Annotated in this window: 25 protein-coding genes and 2 pseudogenes; 12 read left to right on the forward strand and 15 right to left on the reverse strand. The window is 34.7% G+C overall.

Going from position 1 to position 19,896, the window contains the following annotated elements:
- The first annotated feature begins 164 nt into the window (after positions 1-164).
- Entirely contained in the window at positions 165-362 is a 198-nt protein-coding gene (locus ACZ76X_RS23735; protein ID WP_479851869.1) for a hypothetical protein, read from the forward strand.
- Positions 363-646: 284 nt separating this feature from the next.
- On the opposite strand, the gene ACZ76X_RS23740 is transcribed toward ACZ76X_RS23735, so the two are convergent.
- A complete protein-coding gene (locus ACZ76X_RS23740; protein WP_000624931.1) occupies positions 647-1,030 on the reverse strand; it encodes an ATP synthase subunit I in 384 nt (127 codons plus the stop codon).
- Positions 1,031-1,308: 278 nt separating this feature from the next.
- Between ACZ76X_RS23740 and ACZ76X_RS23745 the strand changes: the two genes are divergently transcribed.
- Positions 1,309-1,530 carry a hypothetical protein gene (locus tag ACZ76X_RS23745; RefSeq protein ID WP_000639043.1) on the forward strand — a complete coding sequence of 74 codons (222 nt, stop codon included), beginning with the start codon at positions 1,309-1,311 and terminating at the stop codon, positions 1,528-1,530.
- A gap of 28 nt (positions 1,531-1,558) precedes the next feature.
- Here ACZ76X_RS23745 and ACZ76X_RS23750 read toward each other — a convergent pair whose 3' ends face one another.
- Together ACZ76X_RS23750 and ACZ76X_RS23755 are read right to left on the reverse strand one after the other, a co-directional pair.
- Positions 1,559-2,464, reverse strand: coding sequence for a DMT family transporter (locus ACZ76X_RS23750; RefSeq protein WP_479851870.1), 906 nt, complete (start codon positions 2,462-2,464; stop codon positions 1,559-1,561).
- A 199-nt stretch (positions 2,465-2,663) separates the two neighbouring features.
- The gene (locus ACZ76X_RS23755) at positions 2,664-2,987 is read right to left on the reverse strand and encodes an iron-sulfur cluster biosynthesis family protein (protein ID WP_000289561.1); all 324 of its coding nucleotides are present in this window, start codon (positions 2,985-2,987) and stop codon (positions 2,664-2,666) included.
- 117 nt (positions 2,988-3,104) lie between these two features.
- Between ACZ76X_RS23755 and ACZ76X_RS23760 the strand changes: the two genes are divergently transcribed.
- Positions 3,105-3,269 (forward strand): hypothetical protein, encoded by a 165-nt coding sequence (locus tag ACZ76X_RS23760; protein ID WP_479851871.1) that lies wholly within the window; start codon positions 3,105-3,107, stop codon positions 3,267-3,269.
- Between the two features lie 178 nt (positions 3,270-3,447).
- Here the strand turns inward: ACZ76X_RS23760 and ACZ76X_RS23765 are convergent, their stop codons facing one another.
- Positions 3,448-3,678 (reverse strand): hypothetical protein, encoded by a 231-nt coding sequence (locus ACZ76X_RS23765; protein WP_479851872.1) that lies wholly within the window; start codon positions 3,676-3,678, stop codon positions 3,448-3,450.
- Here ACZ76X_RS23765 and ACZ76X_RS23770 point away from each other — a divergent pair.
- Complete coding sequence (locus tag ACZ76X_RS23770) at positions 3,602-4,498, forward strand: collagen-like protein (protein WP_479851944.1); 897 nt, start codon at positions 3,602-3,604, stop codon at positions 4,496-4,498. The genes ACZ76X_RS23765 and ACZ76X_RS23770 overlap by 77 nt on opposite strands.
- 196 nt (positions 4,499-4,694) lie before the next feature.
- Here ACZ76X_RS23770 and ACZ76X_RS23775 read toward each other — a convergent pair whose 3' ends face one another.
- Both ACZ76X_RS23775 and ACZ76X_RS23780 read right to left on the reverse strand, forming a co-directional pair.
- The gene (locus ACZ76X_RS23775; RefSeq protein ID WP_479851873.1) at positions 4,695-5,915 is read right to left on the reverse strand and encodes an ATP-binding protein; all 1,221 of its coding nucleotides are present in this window, start codon (positions 5,913-5,915) and stop codon (positions 4,695-4,697) included.
- Positions 5,912-7,165 carry an ATP-binding protein gene (locus ACZ76X_RS23780; protein ID WP_479851874.1) on the reverse strand — a complete coding sequence of 418 codons (1,254 nt, stop codon included), beginning with the start codon at positions 7,163-7,165 and terminating at the stop codon, positions 5,912-5,914. The genes ACZ76X_RS23775 and ACZ76X_RS23780 overlap by 4 nt, the downstream gene beginning before the upstream one ends.
- 241 nt (positions 7,166-7,406) lie before the next feature.
- On the opposite strand from ACZ76X_RS23780, the gene ACZ76X_RS23785 reads away from it, so the two are divergent.
- A complete protein-coding gene (locus ACZ76X_RS23785; RefSeq protein WP_479851875.1) occupies positions 7,407-8,216 on the forward strand; it encodes an alpha/beta fold hydrolase in 810 nt (269 codons plus the stop codon).
- Positions 8,217-8,420: 204 nt separating this feature from the next.
- Here ACZ76X_RS23785 and ACZ76X_RS23790 read toward each other — a convergent pair whose 3' ends face one another.
- Positions 8,421-10,490: an LTA synthase family protein gene (locus ACZ76X_RS23790; protein WP_479851876.1), complete on the reverse strand. Its 2,070-nt coding sequence runs from the start codon at positions 10,488-10,490 to the stop codon at positions 8,421-8,423.
- 288 nt (positions 10,491-10,778) lie between these two features.
- Here ACZ76X_RS23790 and ACZ76X_RS23795 point away from each other — a divergent pair, with 288 nt between their 5' ends.
- Positions 10,779-12,032 carry a glycosyltransferase family 39 protein gene (locus ACZ76X_RS23795; RefSeq protein ID WP_000956217.1) on the forward strand — a complete coding sequence of 418 codons (1,254 nt, stop codon included), beginning with the start codon at positions 10,779-10,781 and terminating at the stop codon, positions 12,030-12,032.
- A gap of 37 nt (positions 12,033-12,069) precedes the next feature.
- Here ACZ76X_RS23795 and ACZ76X_RS23800 read toward each other — a convergent pair.
- From ACZ76X_RS23800 to ACZ76X_RS23810, 3 genes and pseudogenes are all read right to left on the reverse strand, one after another.
- Positions 12,070-12,189, reverse strand: a pseudogene (locus ACZ76X_RS23800) (DUF2196 domain-containing protein); the annotation flags it as partial.
- Positions 12,190-12,295: 106 nt separating this feature from the next.
- Positions 12,296-12,526 carry a hypothetical protein gene (locus tag ACZ76X_RS23805; protein WP_000578986.1) on the reverse strand — a complete coding sequence of 77 codons (231 nt, stop codon included), beginning with the start codon at positions 12,524-12,526 and terminating at the stop codon, positions 12,296-12,298.
- 10 nt (positions 12,527-12,536) lie between these two features.
- A complete protein-coding gene (locus ACZ76X_RS23810; RefSeq protein WP_479851877.1) occupies positions 12,537-12,833 on the reverse strand; it encodes a DUF3986 family protein in 297 nt (98 codons plus the stop codon).
- Positions 12,834-12,953: 120 nt separating this feature from the next.
- On the opposite strand from ACZ76X_RS23810, the gene ACZ76X_RS23815 reads away from it, so the two are divergent.
- From ACZ76X_RS23815 to ACZ76X_RS23825, 3 genes are read left to right on the forward strand one after another with little or no spacing between them, the layout of a single operon-like run.
- Positions 12,954-13,961, forward strand: coding sequence for an ABC transporter substrate-binding protein (locus ACZ76X_RS23815; protein ID WP_479851878.1), 1,008 nt, complete (start codon positions 12,954-12,956; stop codon positions 13,959-13,961).
- An 11-nt stretch (positions 13,962-13,972) separates the two neighbouring features.
- Positions 13,973-14,737 (forward strand): ABC transporter ATP-binding protein, encoded by a 765-nt coding sequence (locus ACZ76X_RS23820; RefSeq protein WP_479851879.1) that lies wholly within the window; start codon positions 13,973-13,975, stop codon positions 14,735-14,737.
- Entirely contained in the window at positions 14,730-15,536 is an 807-nt protein-coding gene (locus ACZ76X_RS23825) for an ABC transporter permease (protein ID WP_479851880.1), read from the forward strand. The genes ACZ76X_RS23820 and ACZ76X_RS23825 overlap by 8 nt, the downstream gene beginning before the upstream one ends.
- 33 nt (positions 15,537-15,569) lie before the next feature.
- On the opposite strand, the gene ACZ76X_RS23830 is transcribed toward ACZ76X_RS23825, so the two are convergent.
- Together ACZ76X_RS23830 and ACZ76X_RS23835 are read right to left on the reverse strand one after the other, a co-directional pair.
- Complete coding sequence (locus ACZ76X_RS23830) at positions 15,570-15,797, reverse strand: hypothetical protein (protein WP_000849119.1); 228 nt, start codon at positions 15,795-15,797, stop codon at positions 15,570-15,572.
- Between the two features lie 213 nt (positions 15,798-16,010).
- Positions 16,011-17,126, reverse strand: coding sequence for a recombinase family protein (locus ACZ76X_RS23835; protein WP_479851881.1), 1,116 nt, complete (start codon positions 17,124-17,126; stop codon positions 16,011-16,013).
- Positions 17,127-17,219: 93 nt separating this feature from the next.
- Between ACZ76X_RS23835 and ACZ76X_RS23840 the strand changes: the two genes are divergently transcribed.
- Positions 17,220-17,894, forward strand: a complete 675-nt coding sequence (locus ACZ76X_RS23840; RefSeq protein WP_479851882.1) for an HAD family hydrolase — start codon at positions 17,220-17,222, stop codon at positions 17,892-17,894.
- A gap of 39 nt (positions 17,895-17,933) precedes the next feature.
- Here ACZ76X_RS23840 and ACZ76X_RS23845 read toward each other — a convergent pair whose 3' ends face one another.
- The 3 genes from ACZ76X_RS23845 to ACZ76X_RS23855 form a co-directional block, all read right to left on the reverse strand.
- Positions 17,934-18,473, reverse strand: a complete 540-nt coding sequence (locus ACZ76X_RS23845) for a DUF3267 domain-containing protein (RefSeq protein WP_479851883.1) — start codon at positions 18,471-18,473, stop codon at positions 17,934-17,936.
- 106 nt (positions 18,474-18,579) lie between these two features.
- Complete coding sequence (mutTA, locus tag ACZ76X_RS23850) at positions 18,580-19,059, reverse strand: antimutator 8-oxo-(dGTP/GTP)ase (RefSeq protein WP_427283276.1); 480 nt, start codon at positions 19,057-19,059, stop codon at positions 18,580-18,582.
- An 84-nt stretch (positions 19,060-19,143) separates the two neighbouring features.
- Positions 19,144-19,461 carry a hypothetical protein gene (locus ACZ76X_RS23855; protein WP_000435821.1) on the reverse strand — a complete coding sequence of 106 codons (318 nt, stop codon included), beginning with the start codon at positions 19,459-19,461 and terminating at the stop codon, positions 19,144-19,146.
- 83 nt (positions 19,462-19,544) lie between these two features.
- On the opposite strand from ACZ76X_RS23855, the gene ytzI reads away from it, so the two are divergent.
- Both ytzI and ACZ76X_RS23865 read left to right on the forward strand, forming a co-directional pair.
- A complete protein-coding gene (gene ytzI / locus ACZ76X_RS23860) occupies positions 19,545-19,694 on the forward strand; it encodes a YtzI protein (protein WP_000472802.1) in 150 nt (49 codons plus the stop codon).
- Positions 19,687-19,883, forward strand: a pseudogene (locus ACZ76X_RS23865) (hypothetical protein). Before ytzI ends, ACZ76X_RS23865 begins: the two are co-directional and overlap by 8 nt.
- Positions 19,884-19,896: the final 13 nt, after the last annotated feature.

Genomic DNA, 19,896 nt, shown 5'->3' on the forward strand with positions numbered 1-19,896 from the left:
CACTTACATAAAAAAGAAGCTTACGTTTTATACGTAAGCTTCTTTCTATATCTTCTCTCTTCATCTATGACTTGCATTGATAAATTACAGAAAATTCACTTTATAATCATCCACTTTTAATTTTTTTATGATAAAATTTACATATACAGGAAAGGATGAGACCTATGAAGAATTTCTCTCGTACAGGAAAAATTTTATTCAGTTACGGAGCGATCCAACTATTTTGGGGATTTGTAATGCTTAACGTTAATTTATTTGCGCATACAAGTGAAACGATAAAATATATTATTCTAATTTCCGGAATAATTTGTTGTATTATATCCACCTTTTTTAAAGAACATAAGAATCATACTAATACGTAATTTCATGTTAACTTATTTGAAGCAGCAACCTGCATTTTATGCAAAGTTACGCTTCCTGTTGTAATATCCGTCATCGTATCCCTTATTACAGATTAACCCATTTTCACACAGACAAATTACCTCTCTCTGGTTTCACATCGCATGGGACTAAAAAAATCTCTGACCACTTCTATCCGTGGCTGGATCATCTATTCCATCTAAAAAGAAGTCTTTTATCTTTTTATCTTTTTATCTTTTTATCTTTTTATCTTTTTATCTTTTTATCTTTTTATCTTTTTATCTTTTTAACTCTTCGTTAATTCTTTCTCATCTTTCATGCTATAGTATCCTAAATTAACAACAATTAAGAAATAACCGCCCATAATCCCTACTGCAAATGCCCACATAACCATATGGTGCTCAATTTCGTACATAATAATAGCACCTAAAATAGCAGCGGCAAAACGGTTAAACATACCGAGCGTCGGTGCTTTCGTTTTCTTTACGATACTATCTCCAAGCTTCTCAATTCGTCTCCCTAAAAGCCAAACACAATACATACTTACGATAAGTCCAATTCCTGCACCTAGAAAATGTGCTGAAAAAGGCGTTACCATCCAGCCGAGCAAAAGAATACCCAGTATATAATACGATTGAATCTTAAACGACCTTAATGACATACTAATCATGCTGTACCTCTCTTCGTTAGTTCTGATCTATCCAACAAAATTTTCTTTCAAATCCATATTCCTTAAACCCATTTCACTCAAATTAAAAACAACATAAACAGTATGTTTATGTTGTTTGAATGTTTTTAGAAAATAATATTATACAAGATTTTAAACATCATATTCTCATAATTTGTGACGTTTTTCCAAACATTTTTCGTCCATTTATGAAAAAAGTGATATCAATCTACGAACATACGGATATGATGTAATAAGCACACAAATAAAGGGGGCGTCTAATGATTTATTTCTTAATGGCTCTCATTCACCTCATTATCCCTGCACTTATTGGACTTTCATTGTATTGGTACACGAAAAATCATAGTATTTTCTACGCTGTCCTCGGTGTTCTTCTTCCAGGTATTATTCTTATCACACTCTTCCGTATTCCATTTTTAAACTTAATTCCACTTATTACTGCTATCTTATTTCTCGTCTTCTTACCAAAAATAAAAAAATAGGAAAGCAGATCATAAGTGATCTGTTTTCCTATTTTGATATAGGTTCTCCCGCAGCAGAATGTACATTTACTTTCTCCGATTTCACAAACCATAGACCGAAGAAAATAATAATTCCACCAATTATTTGTTGAAACGATACATATTCATTTGCCCATACAGCTGCAAATAAAACAGCTACAAGCGGCGTTATATACATATATACCATCGTATGTGATGCACCAATTTTTTGAACACCAACATACCACATGACTAAACCGAATACTGTTACAAAGAAAATAGAATACAGTAAGGCGAATAGTGTCATTCCATGTGTAATGTGAAATGGCATTATAAATACATACGGTCCACTTAACAATAAAAGCGGAATTGCACCAACTAATGCTGACCATGCAGTAACACGTAGTGCTGAATATTTTTTAATTAATGGACTTGCTAAAACAGGATAAAGCCCCCAGCATATAGATGTAATCAGTCCAATACCATTCCCGTAAAAAGAACTAGCAAGTGAATGCCCTGCTGCTAAAACTAATGCTGCACCACCAAAAGCAATGATAGAACCAATGAGCTTTCGAGAAGAAAACTTTTCTTGTTTCAAGAAAATCGCAAATACAGTTGTAAAAATAGGTGAAATAGAAATGAGTAAAGAGGCATTTGTAGCGGACGTATATTTCACAGTTTCCATAAATAACGTTTGATACAGTACAATACCTACAACGCTAACGATGATTAATCTAGGTATATCCTTTCGCTCCATATAAACCGACTTTTCAATAAAAAATGTAAGGAGTAACATAAGCGGTGCCGCCGATATCATCCGAATTGCAGTAAACTCAATTGCTGTAAATTCTAAAAGTCCATATTTCGCAATCGTAAAATTAATCCCCCAAATAATAACGACTGCTAAAATTAATAATTCAATTCCCCATCTTTTCATGCGTATCCCCTCCGCAAATAAAATTATACAGAAAATTCAATCATATGTACATTTCATTATGTGAAAAAATCTTCGTATTGATCTGGAGAGGTTCTCTTTGTTTGATACATGAAATTATATCGGCGATTTTCCAAATATAGCGGCTTATACAATAAAAAAAGGTGGTTCCAACATACATTTTGGAACCACCTTTCCTTACTTACACTCGAACATGTAGCTTCATATTTGGATTATAAAATTGGCTCGGGCTCTTCAGCTGAAAAGTTCCTCCACCTTCATGCCAATCAACTGTTAACTTATCATCCATAAATACAAGCTTCGTACGATCTGCAATAAAATTCATTGCACTAGATTCGATATCCACATCACGCTCATCTTTTTCTGCTACAGCTACTAAATCAATAATTCCGCTCATTACACAACCGCAGCCTTCATTATCGTAAAATAACTTTATATATTTCGCTTCATTTGGAATCGTATCCATAATCTTTTTATATGCTGCTTCTGTTACAGTAACGTACATACGTTAATCTTCATCCTCTCTTCTCGTATCATTCATATATTGTACCACTATTTTTCTAAAATGCATTATACTGAAAATTAAGATTAATTAACATAATAAGGGGGGTTTTGTATCACTATGTTCAAATTACTGCGATACCCCATCTTCTTAAGTCTACTCGGTAGCTTTTCTATTTCTAGCGGAATGCTATTACATTATTCTCCTTCTATTGGTTGGATTTTAGCATTTATTTTTTTCCTGTCTGCTTCCTATTTTGCTGTGAAAAAAGAAGAATCACTTTAAGGTTTATTTACAGCGTAATTTTGACTTAGGTGTTACCTTGGCCTACAAGAGAAACTTTAGCTCTATAGCGATTCAACTCTCCTCTCTATTTTTGAAATCTATACACAATACAATCGAACACACAAAAATATAGAATTCATAATATGTATATAGTGGTTCTATTTTTAAAACTAGTTTTTCAAAATAGAGAAAGGAGAACATACATGTACCCACGTAATTGTTTTAGTTGCGATGGCAGACGTAACAGTGGCTCTACCGGAAACACCGGACCTGCCGGGAGCACCGGACCGATTGGTAGTACTGGACCCACTGGCATCACCGGACCCACTGGCATCACTGGACCTTCCGGCAATACTGGACCCACTGGTAACACTGGACCTTCCGGCAATACTGGACCCACTGGTAGCACTGGACCGACTGGAGCTAGTTTTCAAAGTACTACCTCCTTTAGTCTAGCAGCCGCCCCCACCTATAAAAAAGGACAGGTTATCACTTATACAGGCAGCGGCTATGTTGTAAAAAAAGATGCACCTCAAGGTTTTCCGAACGTATCTCCAGATTATATCGTTTTAGTAGAAAGTGGACCGACTGGCAATACAGGACCTACAGGGAGCACCGGACCGACTGGCATCACTGGACCTTCCGGCAATACTGGACCCACCGGTAACACCGGACCTTCCGGCAATACTGGACCCACTGGCATCACTGGACCTTCCGGCAATACCGGACCTACTGGCTCTGCCGGTAGTGCATCAGCAAAAAGCATTGTTTTTCAAGGAACAAATGCTGGTTTTCAACGTATAGCGGGGTCTCCTGGAATTGATTCCAATGTTATTCCGTATGTCACTGCTGGAGCCGGTAGCATAGTTGGCTTTGCTGCGTCTATAAATGTAAATAATTTACCTGCTGCTGTTTATACGATTAATATTTGCAGGAATGTCCCAACAAACCTCACAACCCCTACTTCTAACTACATTTTATCTACTATTACCTTAACTATCACTGACAAAATTACAGGAACTATAGTATTCTCAATTAAACCGACAGATACTGGATCAGGACAAATTCAAGTGTTTAATCCTACTCCGGCAGTAGGTCCCGCTACTGTAACTTGGACTAGCATTACATCTGGAAACCTAGTTTCAAGAGGGGATGCTATTTCTCTTCATATTACCCCTGGAATTACTGCGAGTGCTGTATATTCTATTTTTCTAATCACTGATCTATAAAGTGAAACTTTAATCAGCCCTCACCAATCGGACTTTTATGGGCAGCCCGACCCACACCTAACTTCTTTGCTTTCGCTGAATTTTGAGGTGGGGGTCTTACCACCCATTAAAGTGGGATAAACTCACACTTAAAAAATTCATTCCACAAAAAAGGAGATCACTCCACATAAGTGACCTCCTTTTTAAAAATAATTTTTCATGATAGCGGCAATATAATCTTCACCGTCGTTCCAACCCCAACTTCACTTTCAAAACTCATTTTACCGTTGTGATCTTTAATAATTTTTTCTGTAACTACTAAACCTAAACCTGTTCCCGTTTCTTTCGTTGTGTAAAAAGCTTCATTTAACTTAGGAATTTTGTCTTTTGGAATGCCGCAACCTTCATCCTTAACTTGAATAATGATTGCATCTTCTACAGTCACTTTAATCGTAATCGTTCCACCAACTGACATTGCTTCAATCGCATTTTTAATTAAATTAAAAAATACTTGTTTTAATCGTTTTTCATCGCATGGAATCGATGGTATGTCTTTACTATAAATACCTTGTATGTGCACACCTTGATTTAAAGCAGGCTTTCCCATAACTCGAATAACATAAGCGATAATTTCTTCTATATTATGAATTTCTGATTCTGGTGATTTAGATTTCTCAAATCCACTAAGTTCTGTAGCAATCATATGAATTCGTTCTACTTCTTGTTTCATAATATCGCTATATATTTTATCCTCTGGGTATTTATTCGCTTGCTTATTCACAAATTTATCTAAATTAGCTAGAGGTTTTCTAATTTTGTAACCGATAACTGTAGCCATTTTCCCAACAGTTGCTAGCTTTTCTGTTTGTTGTATTTCTTTATCCATCATCTCTAGCGTACGAACGTAAGATTGAAACCTTAAAAACATAATCCAACATATAATAGTAAATACGCTATATAATGCCATCGGGATTAAAACGAGTGACGATTGAATAATGATTCCTATAAGAGCATATTTCCCAACAAGTATGCTCGGAACTAACCAAAAATATCTTTTGTTCACAAAGAGTGGGGCAAATAAAATAAAAAATCCTTCTACTATATTCCCACCATCAAACTCAGCATCACTACCGTAGTAAATCATAAAATTATGGATAAAATCTAATAGGTTATATCCAATTAGAATAATATATTTCACTGCAAATGGATTCTTCCATTTCATGAAGTATACTCCAATACAAAACAAAATCACCATTAGAAAATAAAGCCATAAACCTAAACCATCTTCAAGTTGTCCTACTCCTTCTTGCTCTCCTCCTATTAAAGGTACAATAAATTCGTAGGCAAGATCGTATACAAAAAATATAATGAAAAATAAACTTAAAAATATTTTCAGTGCCTTCATTTCTTCATTTTTAAATATATCGCCTTTATTCATATGGTAACTCCTAGCTTTTCTTCCACTCGTATTTCATTATTCCCACACTTTTTTGGAAGAATAATATCTATTCTCGTTCCCTTATCTCTTTCACTTGAAATATGTAACTTACCAAGGTGTTCGTTAACAATTCGATCCGCTACCGTAAGTCCCAGGCCAATTTTATCTTGTTTCGTTGTATAAAAGGCCTCTTTAACACGAGCTGAATTTTCTTTCTTAATACCGTAACCATTATCAATTACACTTAGCATTACATAATCTCGTCCTTTATTTTCTAGCCGTAACTCTAATGTGCCACCTTGCTCCATTGCCTCCAGAGCATTTTTTATGACATATAGAAAGACTCCTCTTATTTTCCGCTCATCACATTCAACTTCTATCGTCTTTTCTTCCACATTAGAAATAAACTGGACGCTAGATTCATTCATTTTTTCGCGAACAGTTGTTACTGCTTGTAATGCAATTTCACCTATATTATGTTTCTTATAAACAGAAGGTTTACATGTAGCAACCTCCATTAACTCACTTATCATATTATTCATATTTTCTATTTCAAAGATCATCTGTTGGTAAATAAGGTCCTCTCCATGCTTCTCTCGTTGTAATTGCGTAAACCCTTTTAATGAAGCAAGTGGATTTTTAATTTCATGTCCCACTGTCGCTGCCATTTTTCCGATTACTGCTAATTTTTGTGATTCACTAGCGATCTTAATACTTTCCTTTACCGCTGAAAGGTATTGTATAAATCGATTTAAAATGATGTATGCCGCTATTAATACGAGTGTATACATAATGAGGAACATAAATCCTTTTACTTCCTTTAATACGAATAAATAAATAACATATTTCCCTACAATAGTCGAAAGTACAAACACAAAATATTTTCTATTTAAAAATATAGGTACAAAGAAGATGAAAATAATTTCTATTATATTTACTCCATCAAATGCCGCCTCATTATAAAGCAGATACGAAAGTATATTAACGATTTCTATTCCTATGTATGCAAATACACATGTATATTTAACAAGGTTCGCTTTCTCTTTTTTTATTAAATATACATTCACACCGAGTATTGCAGTCCCGCAAATAACTTGCCATAGTATGCTATGTCCCTTATCCGTTAGCGATTCGTTCTCTAGTACGGTTGCGTAGAAAATTTGGTATGAAACAACAATGACATAGAGCACCCATAAAAAAATTTTTGCATTCCTTTCTTCTTCTTTATATGATAGAAAACTTCCTTTCACTTCAACACCCCTTCAAAATAATATCTCGAAGAATACCATTTATTATAATAAATGATTTTCACAGACAAACAAAGATAAATCGAACATTTGAGGAAAATCATCCCAATAAAGTGCATTATCTTCAGACTATATATAAGCATAAAAGCTATAAACAAAAATACTTATATTATGGGTGCAAAAAAATAAAAAGCATAACAACGCTTTTGGGATAGAGTATATGAACAGGATAGGGGGATCATTTATGTTTGTTACCGTCGAGAAAGATGTTCATATTTTTGTGCAAGACGTTAATCCCGGACTTGATAGTAAAACCGTCTTCTTCGTCCATGGCTGGCCTTTAAATCATCAAATGTACCAATATCAGCTCAATGTGTTACCACAGCATGGTTTTCGCTGCATCGCTATGGATATACGCGGGAACGGGCAATCTGATAAACCGTGGACCGGTTACACATACGATCGTTTAGCAGACGATATTGCCATCGTTTTAGAAGCACTTCAAGTCGAAAATGCTACATTAGTTGGTTTCTCAGTAGGTGGTGCTCTTTCTATTCGGTACATGTCTCGCTATAATGGTCATCGTATTTCTAAACTTGTATTAGTCGATGCCGTTTCCCCCTCTTTCGTTAAAAATCAAGAATCTCCCTACGGTGTCCCAAAAGAACAAGCAGATACTCTCATTAATCAAATGTATGCCAATATGCCTAAATTTTTAAATGATGTATCTTTGTCATTTTTTAATAGAAACTTAGGATCTGCTACGTTAGAATGGTTTTCTTATCTCGGTATGCAGTCTGCTTCCTATGCTCTCATCAAAATATTGCAAGCAGCTGCAAATGAAGACGTAACGAAAGATTTAAGTAAAATTAACGTGCCCACAAAAATATTCCACGGTATTCATGATCAACTTATCCCATACAAAAGCGCTGAACTTACGCAAAAGCGGATTAAAAATTCTCAGTTATATCCTCTTACAAATAGCGGTCACGGCTCTCCAATCGATCAAGCGGATGAATTAAATGAAGAACTTATAAAGTTTTTGCATTCATAAATCTGCGCCAAATCGTGTGATATGAACGCACTTTTTGAAAAGAATAAAATTCACATATTTCTCACAAATCAATTAATAAAACGATTACATTTTCGTTTATACTAAATGTACAGGTAATACTCCCTAAACCCAGCTTGTCTGGTTACCCCGTTAAATACTATAAAAAAAGAACTTGTATCGTTATACAAGTTCTTTTTATTTCTTTTACTTAAAGAGGATATCTTTGCTATATTGATTTCCAACGAGTAAATCATACTGAAGCATTTTATATTGCTCTAACATTTCTTTTTGTTTCTTTGTTAAATCATTGATTACTTCTCCATTTTTATCAACTTTTAATTCATCTCTAAGCACCGGTATTTCCTTGTAAAATCCCGATAAAAATTGATAAAATAAGGATTTATTTAATCCTGCATAATCAAAAATAAGATTAGAAAAATAAATTGGGCTTACTACACCTAAATTATCATTTGGCATATCAAAGTTTGCGTACATTAATAGCGGGGTTTGGGCCATCGCTAAACGTTCGCTCGGTGTTTTTTCATTCGTTATATACCCATTCTCTTTATAAAAAGATTTATTTGTTCCTAGTGATGGAAGATGATCTCCAAAGAATACTAATAATGTAGGTCTATCTAAATTATCTAGTTGCTCTATTAAATATTGAAGAGCCTCATCTGAACGTCTTAACCCTTCTGTATACGTTTCTAATTCTCCCTTTGATTCTTCATTTTCTAGACCGCTAATTTCTATTAGGTTTTCACCAAATCGGCCTTCTGTAAATGGAAAATGATTTTGCATCGTAACTGCATGAATAAATGTAGGTTGTTTTTGTTTCTCTAACTCAGCAATTATCTCTTTACTCATCGCTAAATCACTAATATAATCTCCATCAATATCTACATTTTCCATCGTATCATCTGCATTAAACTTATCAAACCCTAACACTCTGTATACGTCATCACGTTTGAAAAATGAGCGACCAAACGAATGAATTGCACTTGTGTAATAACCTTCTTTTTTCAACGCCGTAGGAATTGATGGAATTTCTTTTTTATTTATAACGACCTGCTGATATGGTATAGAACCTGGCTTTAACAAACTCATTGAATAACTCGTTAACGCTTCAAATTCGACGTTCGCCGTATTACCTCCAAATGTAGGAGAAATAGTTTGTCCACCAGGAAAATTTTCTATATAATGATGCAAATTTGGTACAGGATCTTCACTAAAAGAAAGATTTGTTACTTTCGTCGGATCCCAAAACGATTCACTCATTACAAAAATAATATTCGGTTTCTCTTTTTTCTTTTGGTTCCCTATATTTCCACTATATTGTTGTTTTATATCGTTTGCTATTTGAAGCATATTTTCTTTAGAATAATTTTTTGGTTTTTCCATAACTGTTGTATCTAAATTGCTAATAAACCCAAGTACAAAACCATTTGAAGCATAGTTCTCATTTTGATTCCACAAAACAAAATCTACACCTGATTTTTGAAATACTTTATTCATAAATGTATTCGTAAAATTACCGTACGCATATAGAACAAAAATAGATCCTACCACTAATAAGGCTCTTATTCCTAGATGAATCTTTACATTTTGAATATACCTTCTCATATATATACCTGCTACAATACAAGCTACAATACTTAAGATAACGACAAAAATATAACTCCAGCTAAAATAGTCCATCACCATCGGTATAACAGATTGCATATGCATAATTTGTGTGAAATCAGAAGGATATAGCGGATCGCCTCTGAAAGTAAGCTTTAAATAATTCACAATACCTAAAATGACTAACGTACAGCTCGTTAAAATCATACTTAGAAAAATCTTGCCTATTAAATTATAAACAAGAATGTATATTGCATAAATTACTACAAAACTTAATATAAACTGCATGTTATAAAAGTAAATCCAATTCATTGCTTCTATGAAACTCATATTAACTTGCATTACAATATAAAATAACGCTACTGTATGAGCTAGTAAAAATAATATAAAATGCACTCGTATGGATGCCCTAAGTATAGACATCTCTTTTTTATTAAAATGTGAAATATAAAATGTTATGCCCCATATGAAAATCATCATAACAATTAAAACAAGCTTTTGATTTAAATGATCTTTCATCATGTCTAAATTAAAAACCTTTAAAATCATAAACAGCATAGTTATTACTAATAAAGTCACCATACTACTTATAATGCTAGAAACTAATATATTTCTTTTTGGAAGATGAAAAAGTGTAGAACCATACTTCAATTTATTCCCTCGTTTCTACGTCTTAATTTCCCCCGCATCGAAAAAACTATTTCTATTAAAATAACATATATTACATATTTCGTCTGCATAATTGCTTCTATTATAAATGTATTGTCTTAATATTCCTTTAATCAACAGTTAAATTTGTCATACAAATTATTCATTCTTGAAAAACTTAATTTCAGCATTCCACTTTATGATATAATAACTATGTTTTGGAAATCCTTAATACTATTAAAGATTTCACATAAAAATACGAAAGAATTAATAAAAAGGAGTTGCTCATTTTTGCTTACTAAGTTTAAGAGTTTGCCTAAAGCGGTATATGCAATTTTGGCGCTTTCTTTCCTGTTGCACGTTTTTTGTTTAGTAAAACAGCCAGGATTAGATGGAGAGTTAGTCAAAGTAACATATGGTGCAAATGATGCCTTTAACTATTCGTTAACAGCTGAACAACTATTAAAACATGGTGTATTTGGTTATGTGTATTTGGAACCTAGTGAAGTTCCAGGAAAAAATGCATATATCACACCAGGTCAGCCATTACTATTAGCTGGCGCTATGATTATTTCTGATATTACATCAATTCCTTACTATTACGTAGCAACTGTTATTAACATGATCATGAATCTATGCACAGTGCTATTAGTATTCTTAATAGGAAAAGAATTGTTCGAAAAAAACATTTATGGAATTGTTGCAAGTATTTTATATGCTATTTATCCAAGTAACTATACATACTTCCGTACATTACTAACAGAAGTTCCATCCATATTTTTATTAGCATTATGTGTATATGTATTTGTTCTCGCATGGAAATACAATAAAGTGAAATTCCATATATGGTTTGGAATTGTCGTTTCAATTTTACTTATGTTCCGTCCAAATCCAGCTCCAATGATGCTCATTCCTGTTCTTGTTGTGTTATTTACATATGGATTTAAAGACTCCATTCGAATCGGATTGTTATGGTTTATCGGACCTTTCTTTATTATTGGCGCATGGGTTGTTCGTAACTATTTAGCACTCAACCAATTTATTTTATTCTCAACCCAAGGTGCAGATCCACTAATTGCCGGTGCAGATCCATTTAATAAAATTGGATATGAAAATATAGTAAATGAAATGAGAGCTAAAGGCTTAGATGACAAAGGTGCATACGCAAAAGAATTAATCAAGAACGGCTTTAAGACGGACTTCACTTATTGGTTCTCTTGGTTCACTGTCGGTAAAACAATTGAATTATTCAAAACAGCTCCTGCTGTAGACCAATACCGTATTCACAACTTTATGCAACTATGTCATAGAGTGTTTATCATCGGTACATTCTTGAGCAGCTTCTGCTTCATGCTAAATTCATTTAAACATAAACGCGTTATGATGCTAGTAGCAAGTTCTATTATTTACATTATCTTCTCAAACTTATTCTTAGCAATTAATCGCTATGGATTTTTCATTAATCCTCTTATGTGCTTAATTCTTGCATACGGATTAATTCACATTGTGCAGAAGCTTCCATTCTTCCGCACGAACCAAGCATAATAAGAAAGAGGTCGTCCACCGTTGGACGACCTCTTTCTTATTCCCCCACACTTTGCACACGGCCAATTTGTCCATTCTGTAATCGCACTTTAATTCCGTATGTATGTGTTTCTGTATTTGTCAAAATATCTTTCACAACACCACTCACTGTTTTACTTATAAATGCAAGTTTTTTACAACTATTACTATAACGAAAAGACCCTGCCACAAGACAGGTTCTTTTCGTTATTTTATGATAAAAGAAAAAATCATTAGCATGTGTATTATATAAAAGGAAGCAGCCATATTTTCCAAACGATACATACGAGTACTATAATTACAAAATCAAAAAAATCTAATCTCGGGCCTTTTTTCATATTCATATGTAGCCACATATGAAACCATTTTATTTTTGTATATTTATGGATGTTTTTCTTTGCAAATCGGTAAATAAGCATTTGCATGATAAGAAATCCGGCCACAAAAATAAATAATAAAATGAGAAATCCAATCACAAAATTCATCCTATTTTTGTAGCGTTTTTTCTACTATCCGATTTTTCAAAACCCACTCTTCAAACTGGGCACTTCCAAATTCCCAGCTAAGATCACGAGCATGTACAGAAAAAACGTAATGGCCAGCATATTCATCCATAAATCTACCTGTCTCGATCTCATCTTTCTGAAGACCATATGCTCCAAAATTAAAATACACATCCCACACGTCTTCATTCTTCCGCTTATAAGCAATCGATTCCATATCGCATTCTGTTCCGAAATAATCAAGATGTAAATGTACGCTATCATCATATTCGTACCTCATTTTATCACCCCTTATATTTGTACTTCTTTATCACCAAAAAAATTCCTGCTATCTACACTCACATATGGGCACTTACCTACATATCATGCTTGTAGAGTGACTTCTAGGAGGTGTTATATAGTGAAAAAATTAATAGCTGTTTTTTGTATCATGTTACTAGCGGTTTTCACATTTACTGCTTGCAGTAATAAAAAAGAAGGTACAAAAGAACAAACTCAAAATGTTCGAGTCGGCGAAGTTACCCACTCTCTCTTCTATGCCCCGTTATATGTTGGGATTGAGAAAGGATTTTTTAAAGATGAGGGATTAAATGTTGACCTCCAAACAACAGCTGGCGGAGATAAAACGATGACTGCCCTATTATCTGGCGGGATTGATATCGCTCTCGTCGGTTCTGAAACGTCCATTTATGTTCATCAACAAGGCGCGAAAGATCCTATCATTAACTTCGCACAACTTACACAAACAGATGGAACATTTTTAGTTTCGCGTAAAAAATTAGACTCTTTTAATTGGAATGACGTAAAGGGTGTTACGTTTTTAGGACAGCGTAAAGGCGGTATGCCACAAATGGTTGGAGAATACGTTTTAAAGAAAAATGGCATTGATCCTCACAAAGACACAAACTTAATTCAAAACATCGAATTTGCTAACATTGCAAATGCCTACGCATCTGGTACAGGGGAATTTGTACAGCTCTTTGAACCGACTGCAAGTATATTCGAAAAAGAAGGTAAAGGATATATTGTCGCTTCATTCGGAAATGAATCTGGTACTGTTCCGTATACAACGTTCATGGCAAAAGAAAGTTTCTTAAAGAAAGATAAAGCTGCTGCTGAAAAATTCACACGTGCTCTCTATAAAGCGCAACAATGGGTTGATACTCATAGTCCAGAAGAGATTGCTGATGCCGTTTCTCCGTTATTTAAAGACACTTCAAAAGACATTACAGTAAAAGTAATTGAACGGTATAAAAAACAACACTCTTATGCAACAAATCCGCTATTAGATGCTGAAGAATGGAAACAGCTCCAAACGATAATGAAAGAAGCTGGCGAATTACAAAAAGAAGTTCCACATGAAGCGCTCGTCAATACAAAAATTGCCGAAAGCGTTATTAAGAAATAGAGGCGAAGTGTATGAGCTTTTTACAAATACGTAACGTTTCTCACTGCTTTTTCGCAAAAGAGAATGCCAAACTGATTCTCGAAGATATGAGCTTACAAGTGGAAGAAGGCGAATTCATTTCTATACTCGGTCCAAGTGGCTGCGGCAAAACGACACTCCTCTCCATTATTGCTGGGCTACTTGATCCAATTGAAGGTATCGTCTTTTTAGATGGTGAGCCCATTACAACGAAAACTTCATCCATGGGATATATGTTGCAGCAAGATTACTTGTTCCCTTGGAAAACAATTGAAGAAAATATTATGCTTGGACTTCACACTCGAAAAATTTACAATGAACAGACGAAAAAACATACTTTACAACTTTTAAAGCAAGTCGGCCTACATGATGTAGAGGATCAATATCCTCGTGAACTATCCGGCGGTATGCGTCAACGTGCCGCTCTCGTTCGAACGTTAGCGACCGATCCGAAAATTTTATTGCTAGATGAACCATTTTCGGCGCTCGATTATCAAACGAAATTGAAACTAGAAGATCTCGTGTTCAGCTTACTACGCAAATATAAGAAAACGTCACTACTCGTGACACATGATATTGAAGAAGCAATTGCGATGAGTGATCGTATTTATTTACTACAAGCAAACCCTGGAAAAATTGCAAAAACATTTATCGTCCCAGAAAGCATCCGCTCCTTATCACCGTTAGAATCACGTCACCACCATGACTTCCCATCCCTCTTTCAAGATATATGGAAGGAGTTGGAGCGCCTTGGATAACATAAAGCAACTACATGAACAGTTTCGGAAGAAAGAACGGAAACGCGCATGGTTAGCACGCTCACTACAGCTTTTACTACTCATTCTTTTCTTTGCACTATGGGAGATAGCTAGCAAAAAAGAGTGGATTGATCCTTTACTCTTTAGCTCTCCTTCAAGCATTTGGGATCTCTTCCTCAGTAAATGGATTGACGGTTCACTTTGGGTTCACATATGGACGACATTACTTGAAACAGGAGTAGGCTTCATTCTTGGAACAGTACTCGGCTCTATTATCGCTACTTTCCTTTGGTGGATCCCACTTCTCGCCCGCGTACTCGATCCATATCTCGTCGTCCTAAACGCCATGCCAAAAGTGGCACTTGGTCCGATTATCATTGTAATCTTCGGTCCAAATATTTCTTCGTCGATTGCAATGGGGGTAATCATTTCCATCATCATTACCATTCTCGTTATTTACAGCGCATTTCAAGAAGTCGATTCTAACTATATAAAAGTGATGGACACATTTGGTGCAAATAAATGGCAATGTTATAAGCAAGTCGTTCTCCCTGCATCCTTCCCAGCCATTATTTCAACGTTAAAAGTGAACGTTGGATTAGCTTGGGTCGGTGTTATATTCGGCGAACTTCTCGTATCCAAGCAAGGTCTTGGCTACTTAATTAGCTACGGATTCCAAGTATTTAATTTCACACTCGTCTTACTAAGTGTACTACTCACCTGCGTCCTCGCAACACTTATGTATGTGTTTGTTGAGGCATTTGAAAAACTTCTAATTGGAAAACGAAAAAGAAGCTGACTTAGGGTGATAGACTATAGTCAGCTTCTTTCTTTACCTTTTATCACACATCTTTGTTTCATTTGTAACGTTGCCATTCGCGACTGTAACTGTATGGAAACAATCTTTCACACGTACTGTAACGACATTTTCTTTTCGATCTATTACATGATAATCATCATACTTTTTATTTAATGCACTACGAATTTGCTCCCCTTCAAAAATCGGAAAACCGTGAGACATTACCCAAATGAGACCAGCAACCGCAAGAATCGTTTTCATACGTTTCATTACCTCCTCGAGAGTAAACTTTTAGTCCCTACAATATGCGCATTATAATTGTGTCTAAATTGTGACATTTTTATACTAATTCTCTTTTAAAGCTTCAGTTCCTTCTTCTTTTTATAAAAATACAGAATTTTCAATTTTATCAACATAAAAAACGCAAAGGACTAAATTTCTTTACGTTTTCCTAGCCACAATATATAGTTCGCATTAGTTTCCACTATGTTGTTCTATCGTTTTCGAAACATCATATAATCCCGATAACACTTCCGCTCTCATTTTGACAAGCTCAGGGAACTGATAGAAGAACGCAATCTTTTTATACTTTAACTCCGATCCTTCTTTCACCTTTTTTGAATCTTGTAAAATAAATGCTGTAAACGTATCTGCAATATCTTCCGCTACATTTGTCGTTCCATACTGTGATACAAATTCATCATGCTTCTCTTTAAAAAATTCAATTTGAGCCTCTTCGCTTTCTTCTACTTTCTTTTCTGTCCACTCCTGCTCAATTGGTTTCCAAAAAGAGTTATAAAATTGATTCATATAAGATTTTTCCTTCGCACATCCCTCTTGTAAGAAAAGAGTTTCACATTTATTTCTGTACTTTGAAATATCTTTATCTTCTTCAAAATCCTTTACATACTTTTCATCCACTGGTATTTGCTTATGTCCTAGCGTCAACACGTGAGCCGTCTCATGAATTACTGTTTTCATCACTTCATCGATATTTACCGCAGAATCAAGCGTATCTAAGCTAAGAACCCAATCTTTTGGATTCTCCATACTCGGCATAACGTGGGCAACAACACCGTCATAACCATCCGTTATTAAATCAAATTCTGTTATATTCCCGCGATATTTAGCTGGGATGAGAGTGCGGTACATATCCCATAAATCTTTATGATACTCTCTATCTTGACGTTGCTGTAGCACCTCTTCCTTCGCTTCTTTATCTTCAGCGAATACTTTATTTAAACGTTTCCGTTCTATTTTTTCAAAATAAGGATCTACAATTTCATCACCATCAATATCATAAGAAGCTAAAAAGAAATAATTTTCATCATCACCTTCTTTTTTCTGCTCTGCCTCTTTCATATCCGCACTTTCCTGCTCTTCTATATCATAATCTTCTACTGCTTCAAGCTCAGATAATCCATCTATTTTTTCATATACTTTTTGAAGTTTCTTATCTCCTATTTCCACGCATTCTTCTTCTGTTTTACAAATTTCTTTTTCTTTCACACTCTTCATAGAACTATCGCACCCTGCCATTAAACCCATTGCGACGATAACCCCTACTAACTTACCATACAGTCTCTTCATACAATCCTCCATTATTCCATTCTACAAAAATATCATAATCATTTTTTAACGAATATGCGATAATTAATTATAAAAACTGTAAGGAGGTTTCTCATGATTCGAGCAGTCTTATTCGACTTAGATGGAACACTATTAGATCGGCGCCAATCTCTAGAACAATTTATTCCTGATCAATATAATCGCTTTACCTCTCACTTAATGAACATAGAAAAATCCGAGTATTGTTCTCGGTTTCTTGAACTCGATAATAATGGCTATACGTGGAAAGACAAAGTATATGCTACTCTCCTTTCCGAATACAACATTTCTACTTTAACGTCAGAGCAACTGTTGCACGACTACATTACTAACTTTCAACATCATTGTATTCCTTTCCAAAACATGCACGAATTACTTCAGCGTTTAACACAACAAAATATTAAAATTGGTATTATCACAAACGGCTTTACTGACTTTCAAATGAACAATCTCCGCGCACTAAACATACATACGTATACAAATATAATTCTCGTTTCCGAAGCGGAAGGAATTAAGAAACCACATCCTGAGATTTTTGAACGTGCTTTACAAAAGCTAGATGTTAAGGCCACAGAATGTCTTTATGTTGGAGATCATCCAGAAAACGATGTGCTTGGTTCTGAACGAGTAGGAATTCTTGGTGTGTGGAAGAGAGATTCATTTTTGGGTGACTTTAAGCATTCGCGTGTGGTGGATGATTTGTTGGAGGTGCTTTTGTTTTTAGATGTAGACATACAAACAAGACAATAGTAAAAAGGAGGTTTCGTTTCCCGAACGCCTCCTCTTCCCTTATGATTCATATACTGTAAACTGCGGTTTACTCGGATGATCTTTCACTAGCGCATCATCTGGAAACTTTGAAGCTTTTCGATATAGGGCTATATCACCGATACAACCTGCTGTTAGTAGAATTCCTAAAAATGAGAGTGGCTCCAGATTCATAGCTAATCCTAATACAATTGGCAAAATGCCAGTTGGTAAAAACGGCAGCATTAACACTTTCTTCATTTGCTTTACTGTAATCGCCTGTTTAGAATGCGCATATGCAACACCTAATTTCCAATTGACGCCCCATTTTAATTCACTCCATGGAACACCTCCGATATAACGAAATCCTATTAGATGTATCGCTTCATGAATACAAACAAGAACAATCATTCCAATAATCAAAAGAAACATAACGGGTAATGTAAAGTCAAATTGAACCCCGCCTGAAAGAAATATATGCAAATAACCAATTCCAAACGCCAACGCAAATATTATAAGTAATGAATAGATATTTAATTTAACCATCGAAATAGTAACAGTCGTTTCTGCTCTTTTATCCATCTTCCCCCTCCTAAAATGTAAATATATCTTTACAAAATTGTATAATATATCCAAAAAAATATAAAGATATATTTACATTTAGACACAAAAAAAGAAACCGGCCACTTTACTTCGTAAAACAGCCGATTTCTTCTATATGTTTCATCGTACGCGCCAATACATCGTCGCGCATTATAAAGCTAAATTTTCTATCCGTTTTAATGTTGTCAGGAATGTTTTTTAATAAAACAGATCCTTTCGTTTCTTCGTAATGCGTATGTTCTTCTACCGCACTAATTGTTGCAAAATAAATGTTTTTAATGATTATTTTGTCTTTTCCAGATACTTTATATTGTCCTAAGTAAGTTAAATCAGAAACTATGCCGCCGGTTTCTTCATGAACCTCTCGAACTGCCGCTTCTTCCGGTGTTTCCCCTAGTTCTACTTTACCACCTGGAAATTCAAGACCGCGACGTAAATGATGCGTTAATAACCATTGATCCCCGTACCGGCATACAACCCAAACATGCTTTGGCTCAGGAGAAAATGGATAACGTTCAAACGATAATTGTACAGTGTTGTGGTAATAATCTTTAAATTTGTACATGCCATTACTCCCCTATTGATGGTTACAAGTTTTTCCTACCACAAATTGTAGCATATTCTCGCTTTTCTGCATAATATTATCCAATTATAATCCATTGATTATTCCCATTTGCGCGACTAATTCTTTCGTCTCATGATTTCCTAAATCGTAAATCATTTTATATGCTTTTTGTAGTTGTTCATCATATCGGTCATTATTTGAATCGTGATGATACTCAACAAACGGAACGTGAGAACGTACAAACGAACCTAAATCTTCTACATATGCTTGATCAAAGTACTCTCTTAACTCCGTAATTTCCTCATCACTTGCGGAAATCTCAAAATTATACGTATCCGCCGTCTTCACTTGTGAAATTTGACCGTTTCCTATTGATATATAATATGTTTTTTTCTGCTCCATGTAACACCCTTCTTTCATCCTTTTAATTTCTATTGTTTTCATCAATTACAAAATTATGTAAAATAAAGAAAAGGAGGGATTTCATGTTTAAAATATTAATTATCGGTATTATCATCGTACTAGTCATATTAGTACTCTCCGTCATGACGATTAACAAAGGCTACGCTTATAAACATTCTGTTGATAAACCAGAAGATAACCCTTATACAAAAAACAGCAAGAAAAATTCATAATACGCTTCATCTACTACTTATTTTAGCCCACATCATATGCAGTATTCATTTACTGACAGGTCAACATAACTTTCTACTACTTTCACAATTTCTATTAAAAGCTTACTGTTTCACATTGTTATTGAACAAATAAAGAAAAAGGATTCAGGAACAGGCTTGATTTGTATTGCCATTAGAGCTTTCTCTTAGATTATTCTTATCA

This window comes from Bacillus sp. BC05(2025) (genome assembly GCF_056725905.1).